Raw genomic sequence first — 608 nt, 5'->3', positions numbered from 1 at the left:
TGCTCTTGGCGGGAGCAGCCACTCCTTTTGACAGCGGTCTGGGCGGCTTCGTGGGTATTTCTCGCAAAAAAGCGATTGAAGAGTGAGCCCCACCGATCGAGGATCGAAACGGGGATGAGGCTCCAGAACAGACAGGTTCTTTTGGCCCGGCGGCCGGCGGGAGCGCTCCGGACAGACGACTTCACCGTTCGGACCGGGGAACTCTCCGAGGAGCTTGCGCCGGGGGAGATCCTGGTCCGAAACCTCTTTGTCTCGATCGATCCCTACCAGCGACTGCTGGCCGGCGGCGGGGAGACCTTCACCCAGGCGGTTTCCGTCGGGGAGCCCATGCCCGGTTGGTCAGCCGGAGAGGTGATTGCTTCTCGCGAGCCTGGGCTTTCCCCGGGCGAAAAGGTGGTGACCTATCTGGGTTGGCAGCTCTTCGGGATCTGTCGCGGGGAGAGTGTGCGGAAGGTCGGCCAGCGCGGGCTGTCACTATCCGCCTATCTTGGGGTCGCCGGCATGCCGGGGGTGACGGCCTATCGTGGCATCTTCGACATCGGCCGCCCCAAGGCGGGGGAGACCGTCGTCGTCTCCGCCGCCGCCGGAGCGGTCGGAAGCGTGGCGGG

The 608-nt window shown here is 65.8% G+C and carries 1 pseudogene; it reads left to right on the top strand.

Features of this window, described 5'->3' with window-relative positions:
• Nucleotides 1-114: 114 nt before the first annotated feature.
• Nucleotides 115-608, top strand: a pseudogene (locus MAMT_RS05145) (NADP-dependent oxidoreductase); the annotation flags it as partial.

This window comes from Methylacidimicrobium tartarophylax (assembly GCF_902143375.2).
In the GTDB taxonomy this organism is placed as follows: Bacteria; Verrucomicrobiota; Verrucomicrobiia; order Methylacidiphilales; family Methylacidiphilaceae; genus Methylacidimicrobium; species Methylacidimicrobium tartarophylax.
The sequence above is the reverse complement of the archived record's forward strand: the minus strand, read 5'-3'. Positions and strand labels throughout refer to the sequence as shown.